Annotated in this window: 4 protein-coding genes and 2 pseudogenes; 2 read left to right on the top strand and 4 right to left on the bottom strand. The window is 49.7% G+C overall.

All coding sequences use genetic code 11. The annotated features are described in order from the left end of the window. Positions 1-262: 262 nt before the first annotated feature. The 3 genes from EWV68_RS07305 to EWV68_RS07295 form a co-directional block, all read right to left on the bottom strand. A complete protein-coding gene (locus EWV68_RS07305) occupies positions 263-868 on the bottom strand; it encodes a hypothetical protein (RefSeq protein WP_002799672.1) in 606 nt (201 codons plus the stop codon). A gap of 744 nt (positions 869-1,612) precedes the next feature. Then, positions 1,613-3,982, bottom strand: a complete 2,370-nt coding sequence (locus EWV68_RS07300; protein ID WP_287169342.1) for an arylsulfatase — start codon at positions 3,980-3,982, stop codon at positions 1,613-1,615. A gap of 215 nt (positions 3,983-4,197) precedes the next feature. Further along, the gene (locus EWV68_RS07295) at positions 4,198-4,506 is read right to left on the bottom strand and encodes a hypothetical protein (RefSeq protein WP_061430371.1); all 309 of its coding nucleotides are present in this window, start codon (positions 4,504-4,506) and stop codon (positions 4,198-4,200) included. Positions 4,507-4,894: 388 nt separating this feature from the next. On the opposite strand from EWV68_RS07295, the pseudogene EWV68_RS07290 reads away from it, so the two are divergent. Both EWV68_RS07290 and EWV68_RS07285 read left to right on the top strand, forming a co-directional pair. Continuing rightward, positions 4,895-5,558, top strand: a pseudogene (locus EWV68_RS07290) (RNA-guided endonuclease InsQ/TnpB family protein); the annotation flags it as partial. Between the two features lie 157 nt (positions 5,559-5,715). Then, entirely contained in the window at positions 5,716-6,465 is a 750-nt protein-coding gene (locus EWV68_RS07285) for an SIMPL domain-containing protein (RefSeq protein WP_061430372.1), read from the top strand. 106 nt (positions 6,466-6,571) lie between these two features. Here the strand turns inward: EWV68_RS07285 and EWV68_RS22055 are convergent. Then, positions 6,572-6,821, bottom strand: a pseudogene (locus tag EWV68_RS22055) (zinc ribbon domain-containing protein); the annotation flags it as partial.

Below are 6,821 nucleotides of genomic sequence, written 5' to 3'. Positions count from 1 at the left end.
CTTAATTGATTAGTTCGCTCTAGATAAAAAACAATTGACAAAAATCGCTAAATGCCTTTCTATATAAGGGTTCCATCCCTTATAACCCCCGTCCATTGCATAACAATTACCGAAGAGCCCAAATTTTCGATGAGATTAAAATCTCGCTCCTTGTTTTCATACTTGGGCTGAAGCCACAAGGCTTTCAACGGCAAGAATTTAGGTAACTCATGGGATTCTCCTAATCGCTAGATAAATTTACAGAAATAATAGAACATTAGTATTAATAACGTAGGGGTCCACCGTAACCACCGTATAAACCGACTCCGCGGGTACCGGCCCCCACCCCGTAAAAGCCAGGACCGACACCACCACCAACACCAATCCAATCGATAAATAGGGAAGTTGCCCCGCCGGCCTTGGGTAGAGTCCCTTCGATTAGCTTGTAGCTATAAATCAAGTCCTTGCCATCGATGACGGGATTGCTAATCTCGACGACAACTATAGTATTGTCTTGACGACCAGGTTCGTAGACTGAGAGGGTCGCATTGGGGGGATCGTTAGCAAAATTATCTTTTCCTGCCCTGGCTGTCCACTCATCCATATAGGCGGCCATGGTCAGATTACCAGCAATCCGGTTCGGGCGATCGGAAAAGTATAATGTCTGTTTGTTGACGTTCACCAAGCGAATTGTTTTTGTGACGGGATCTACCTGAATATCTTCTGCCGTTTGCACGAACATTAACTGCACTTTTTCTTGAGCAGGAGTAGTCTGGGCTACAGAAATATTGGGCATCCCCCAGCTAGTGATTGCCATGGCAGCTACTCCCAGAAAAAGTGTATAACGAAAACGCTTCAGGGATTTGGTCAATTGATGAGAATTTTTCATGATTGCTCTCCTTAATACCCAGTTTAAATAGACAACAGCTGATAGCGTTTCTCATCAAGATGAAGTATGACGGGATTTGGCGTCATCTCCGGACGACCAGCTACTGTTCCGGCGTTCCGCAGTTCCGTCCTTTCCTAAAACCAGAGACTTCCTACCTCACCATTAAGATAACGCTATATTTGATATTTCCAGTAATTTTCTTAGCCAATATTTAGACTAATTAGGGCTGGCTGAATAAATATAAAAACCTTGTTGGATAAGACTTTTAGACTTTTTTGCCCTCAAAAAGTTCCGGGCATGGGAGTGATCGGGGGGAAAATTCAGGTACTTTTTCTCTGAAAATTAGGTAATTGACCACCTGAAAATCGGTAAAACCCCACACCCCACACCCTACACCCTGCCCCCACGCAAAACTTTTTGCCGCAAACCCTAGATAAAACTACCATTGCGGTTAGTTTTTGCTATAGAAAATCAAACCTCCTGGAAAAGTAAGTTATCGAGGCACTATCTGGTCAAAATATCTAAAAATTCCGATAAATTTGACATAATCTTAGATTTTATCGGTAGGATAGTTGTCTCTTGTCTTTTTTCTCCTCCTGTCTCCTATCTCCTGTCTCCTGACTCCTCACTAACTACGACAATTTTTGATTTTTGCAGGAGATCTATTAAACATTGGCTCGCCAGCGATCGCGATTCCTCCCCTAAGACCGAATAAGCGAAACCGTCGATCGCAAGTCCCCTTTTCTACTGCCGGGCCATGATAATTTTCAGACGTTCCTCCGGGTCGATCAGGTGGTCATGAGCGTCCGTACCCACATCCAGTTGAACCCAACCGATCTTGCCGGTGAAACGACTGGTTTTCGAGGTATATTCCGCCGCTACGGGGGTACCGGATTCGTAGCCGATATCCGTGGTCTCGTCCGCAGAGAAAATAAAAGCCTGAGTTCGTTCTACCCGACCCGTACCCACCGGTTGACCGTCGTAGTAGAGGGTGACATTTCCCCCCCGTCCTAAACCACCGCCATCGTAGGCAAACTCCATCCGTACCTGATGCTTACCGGCCGGGATCGTCTCCGTCGCCTCGGTGACAAAACTTTGAATCCCCAGCACGTTATAGACGAACTTGGCTTTTCCGTCGTGGGTATAGACACTCCAACCACCGAAGCGGCCGCCTTGGGCGATAATCACCCCGTCCGCGCCTTCCGGGGGAATGTTCATTTCCGCCGTCACCGAGAAGGATTTATTTTTGATGTTGATGACGCTATTTTCAGACAAACGCCCCATCCCGGCAAAGAATAATTGCGAGTTTCCCCGCACGAGGGTAGGCCGGCCAGCGGTGGCGGGATCGACCCGTTCCACTTGGCGATCGTCTAGGGGCAGTACATTATACTTAACCGCCTCGATCAGAAATTGTCGCTGTAGTTCGTGCAGTTTCTCTGGCATTTCCCGGGAGAGATCCCGAGCTTGCGTCCCATCCGTACTGCCGTCGTATAGTTCCCAGATATCATCGTCGAAAGGAACCATCGTCTGTCCAGTCATAATCCACGGGGTGCGGTGCTTGGTAATCGCACTCCAACCCTTGTAATAGATGCCCCGATTGCCAAACATCTCGAAATACTGCACATCGTGACGTTCGGGGGCGGCCGCGTCGTTAAAGGTATAAACCATATTCGTACCCTCGTAGGGACTTTGTAGGACACCGTTAACCATAGTCGGTTCGGGAATTCCCGCTACTGCCAACACCGTCGGGGCCACATCGATCAGATGACAGAACTGATGGCGAATCCCACCTTTTTCCGTGATGATTTTGGGATAACGAACAATCGTACCGTTGCGGGTCCCGCCCCAGTGAGAAGCGACCTGCTTCGTCCATTTGTAGGGGCTACTCATCGCCCAAGCCCAACCGACCGCGTAGTGATTATAGGAATCGGGCGCGCCGAAGTCATCCAGTTTCGAGAGGAGAAATTCCGGGGTTTCTAGACCCGCTAACCCGTTAAAGTTGGCCATCTCGTTAAACGCGCCCTGAAGCGTTCCCTCGGCGGATGCGCCGTTATCGCCGATGATGACGTAAACGAGCGTATCGTCGAGGATTTCTAGATTTTCTAAGGCTTGAATCACCCGTCCCACCTGCTCATCGGTATGTTCCAGAAAGGCGGCGTACACCTCCATCTGGCGCTCTAATACCGGCTTCAGGCGATCATCCATTTCATCCCAGGCGGGAATTTCGGCGTGACGGGGGGTGAGTTCGGCATTTTGGGGAATTACGTCCAGTTCTTTCTGTCGGGCAAAGGTAATCTCCCTCTGGTGATCCCAACCGTGAGCGAATTGGCCCCGATACTTGTCGATCCATTCCTTGGGGACGTGGTGGGGGGCATGGGTCGCGCCGGGGGCGAAGTACATAAAGAAAGGCTTATCGGAGGCGAGGGCTTTTTGTTGACTGACCCAAGCGATCGCTCGATCCGCCAGATCTTCGGTCAGGTGATACCCTTCCTCCGGGGTTTTCGGCGGTTCGATCGGGGTTGTTCCCTCGTACAGTGCCGGCTCCCACTGGTTATTCTCGCCACCGATAAAGCCGTAGAAATACTCGAATCCACCCCCGCCAGAGGGCCAAGCGTCAAACGGGCCGATCGGGCTGGTTTGCCAAACCGGTACCTCGTGGCACTTACCGAACTGCGCCGTGGAATAGCCGTTCAGCTTCAGGGTCAAGGCGAGGGGGGCTTTGGTGTTGGGACGAACGGAACTCTGCCCGGGGGCGGAGGTGGCGGTTTCGGTGATGTTGCCCATGCCGACCGAGTGATGATTCCTTCCAGAGAGCAAAGCCGCGCGGCTGGGAGAGCAGAGGGCAGTGGTATGAAAACGGGTATATTTTAGCCCCTGTGCCGCTAATCGCTCGAAAGTGGGGGTATTGCACGGGCCACCGAAGGCACTGGAGGCTCCGAAGCCCACGTCATCGAGCAGCACGATCAGCACGTTGGGCGCGCCGGCCGGCGGTCGGATATCTCGAATCGGGGGATAGTCAGTGTCCGGATTCTTCGCGTCGTAGGTGGTTAGACCGAAGGGGGTTAAGTCGGGAATCGGTAGAATTTGGCGTTGAATCGGCTTATCTTGGGACATCGTTCATTTCCTCCGGTAAATTTTTTCGAGAATCGATTAGGTCGAGAAATATTTAAATTTGTTAATTTCTCTTGACAGAATGCCTAATTTGTCGTGTTGAAGCGCATCGTTCGGGCCATTGACTATCCTATCGCTTGCCAAAATCGATAATCTCTCGACTTTGCCAAAACTCGCACACGCTCGGCAAGATGGGGGATCAATCCCCCACGACGAGGTCATTCGGAAACGCGATTATTCCGTTGTGCCTCCCATAATTTCTGTTCGTCCCCCGGGGACAGTTTCGGACGGTTGACGGTAAGGGTTAATTTATCCAACGTACCGTTGAACCGGAAGGGAACTTGATAGTCTGCGTCTTCCACGGGAGTCCCCGTATCCGCGCCGACATCGAAGTTTTCGTCCCATTGAAGGATCAGGGGTAGAGTTCGCTCCATCTTTTGAGTCGCTACCGTTTGACCGTCCACTTTCAATACGCCAGTTCCACTCTGACCGATACCGCTTAGGTTGTTAAAAGCGAGCGTTCCCATGCCGAGGCCGTCGTAGGTAAAATCGAACTCCAGAACGTGTTTCCCAGGCGATAACGCGGTCGTTCCCTCCCAGCGCGGCCGTTTTAGGTCTACCAGATTCCAGAGGAAGACCGGTTTCCCCTTCAGCAGGTAAAATCCTTACCCACCGAAGCGCCCCCCCTGAGTGACGATCATGCCGTTCCCGCCATCGGCTGGAACTTCGACTTCGGCCTTGAAGTTATCTCAAATGTCGGGGTGAAGACCCGAAGCGCTTAGCGACGGGATGAAACCCCGACCAATATAAAACAGCGAAGCACGACACTTCGACAGAGCTTCGGTGGCCACTAAAATCTCGACAATCTCTGCTCTACAGTTTAACATAAAATAAGTTGTTTGAGGTCGATAAACAATGATTGTCTTAGAAATGAAAGCCGTGGTCAAACCAAGTCAGTGTTCTGCCATAGATGAAGCTATTCGTACAGTACAATTCATCAGAAATAAGGCTTTAAGGCTTTGGATGGATGCCAAACAAGAGGATAAAGTAGATAAATATTCTCTCAATAAATATTGTTCTCGCCAAACAGTTCAAGTTTGTCGATACTGTAAATTCTACTGCTAGACAAGCATCTGCTGAACGAGCATGGTCGGCTATTCCTCGTTTCTATGACAATTGTAAGAAAAAGGTTAAAGGTAAAAAAGGTTATCCTAAATTCCAAAAGAATAATCGTTCTGTGGAATATAAAAACTGTGGAGGTCAACTATCGGAGGATAGAAAGAAAATAACTTTCACAGATAAGAAAAATATTGGCACGGTTAAACTGAAAGGAACCAGAGACCTAAACTTTTACCCTATAGACCAAATTAAACGAGTTAGGATTGTTAAACGAGCAGACGGTTACTATGTCCAATTCTGTCTTAGCGTTGATATTCGGGAATATGCGAAACCGTTAGAGCCGACTAAAAGATGTGTGGGATTGGATGTAGGTTTAAAAGTTTTCTACGCTAACAGTGATGGGGAAACGGTAGAGATACCGCAATACTATCGCCAGGCAGAAAAAAGATTAAACCGTTTGACCCCCTCTTGCCCCCCGACGTCGGGAAGGGCTGAATAATCTTTGCTGTCAAAGCGCATCAACCTGACGCAAGAAAAATTTATTTTTGTAAATAATAATTTCAACTCGCTCGCTACTAGCATAGGATAGAAACGTCGAATTTTGAGGAGGAGTGACGATGAAAGACAGTTCTATATTCCGACGTTTCCCGCAGCTATTCGCGGGTTTGTCGGTGCTATCGATCGCTCTCGTCTTGAGTTCCTGGATAGCGGCGCGCTCCCTCTTAGCGGTGAAACGGGCCAGCGATGTTTTTGTCGTGACTGGTTCGGCAAAAAGGCCGATTACATCCGATTATATTCTCTGGCGTTTATCGGTTTCCAGTCAACAACCCACCGCCCGCGAAGCCTATCGCGATCTGATCCGGCAAACCGAGCGGATACGAGCTTATCTCAAAGAAAAACAAGTTCCCGACGACGCAATCACCACTAACGCGATCGAGACGATGGCGATTCCCGAAGTAACAGCTAACGGCCAGGAAACCGGGCAAATTCTTGCCTATCGCCTCAGCCAACGCTTCGAGATCCGAGCGGGGGATGTGGCCCGTTACACGGAACTTTCTAGGCAGGTAACGGAATTGATCGAGGAGGGAATTAGCCTCGTCTCTGAACCCCCCCAATACCTTTACACCCAACTCGATAAGCTGCGGGTGGAAATGGTGGCTGCGGCGACCAAGGATGCGAGAGCCAGAGCCGAGGCGATCGCCAGTAGTACCGGCAGTCGGGTGGGAAGGGTGCGCGATGCGAAAACGGGAGTTTTTCAGATCACCTCGCGCAATTCCACTGACGTGAGCGATTCGGGAATTTACGACACCTCCTCGATCGACAAAGATATTACTGCGGTCGTTTCGGTGACGTTCGGGATCGAGTGAATTACAAGACAATCCTTAGTGCTGTCCAGACAGGGGAGCCTCTGTGCTAGAGCTAGACTTGACGTTGACATCCTCACCGCCGTAAACGGACGGTGATTCCCAAACCTCACGATTTAGGTTTCTGCTTGGGGTTCCGAAGGATTTTTCGCACCTGCCTTAACAGATTTACTCTGTTCTGGTCTTATGGTCGCTCTACAGACTGACACCGCAAGCCCTGCGGCCAAAATATTTTTACTCGCGTTAATATCTCGGTCATGGTGTGTCCCACAGTCTGGACAGTCCCATTCTCGAACATTTAACGGCATTTTCAAGGGCAATATACCCGCAATTACTACACCTTTTAGAGCTAGGAAACC

It is taken from the genome of Microcystis sp. M_QC_C_20170808_M9Col, assembly GCF_007095495.1.
In the GTDB taxonomy this organism is placed as follows: Bacteria; Cyanobacteriota; Cyanobacteriia; order Cyanobacteriales; family Microcystaceae; genus Microcystis; species Microcystis aeruginosa.
The sequence above is the reverse complement of the archived record's forward strand: the minus strand, read 5'-3'. Positions and strand labels throughout refer to the sequence as shown.

Coding starts and splice junctions, on each gene's coding strand:
- EWV68_RS07285 (WP_061430372.1), top strand. CDS start 5,716: ATGAAAGACAGTTCTATATTCCGACGTTTCCCGCAGCTATTCGCGGGT.
- EWV68_RS07295 (WP_061430371.1), bottom strand. CDS start 4,506: ATGGGAACGCTCGCTTTTAACAACCTAAGCGGTATCGGTCAGAGTGGA.
- EWV68_RS07305 (WP_002799672.1), bottom strand. CDS start 868: ATGAAAAATTCTCATCAATTGACCAAATCCCTGAAGCGTTTTCGTTAT.
- EWV68_RS07300 (WP_287169342.1), bottom strand. CDS start 3,982: ATGTCCCAAGATAAGCCGATTCAACGCCAAATTCTACCGATTCCCGAC.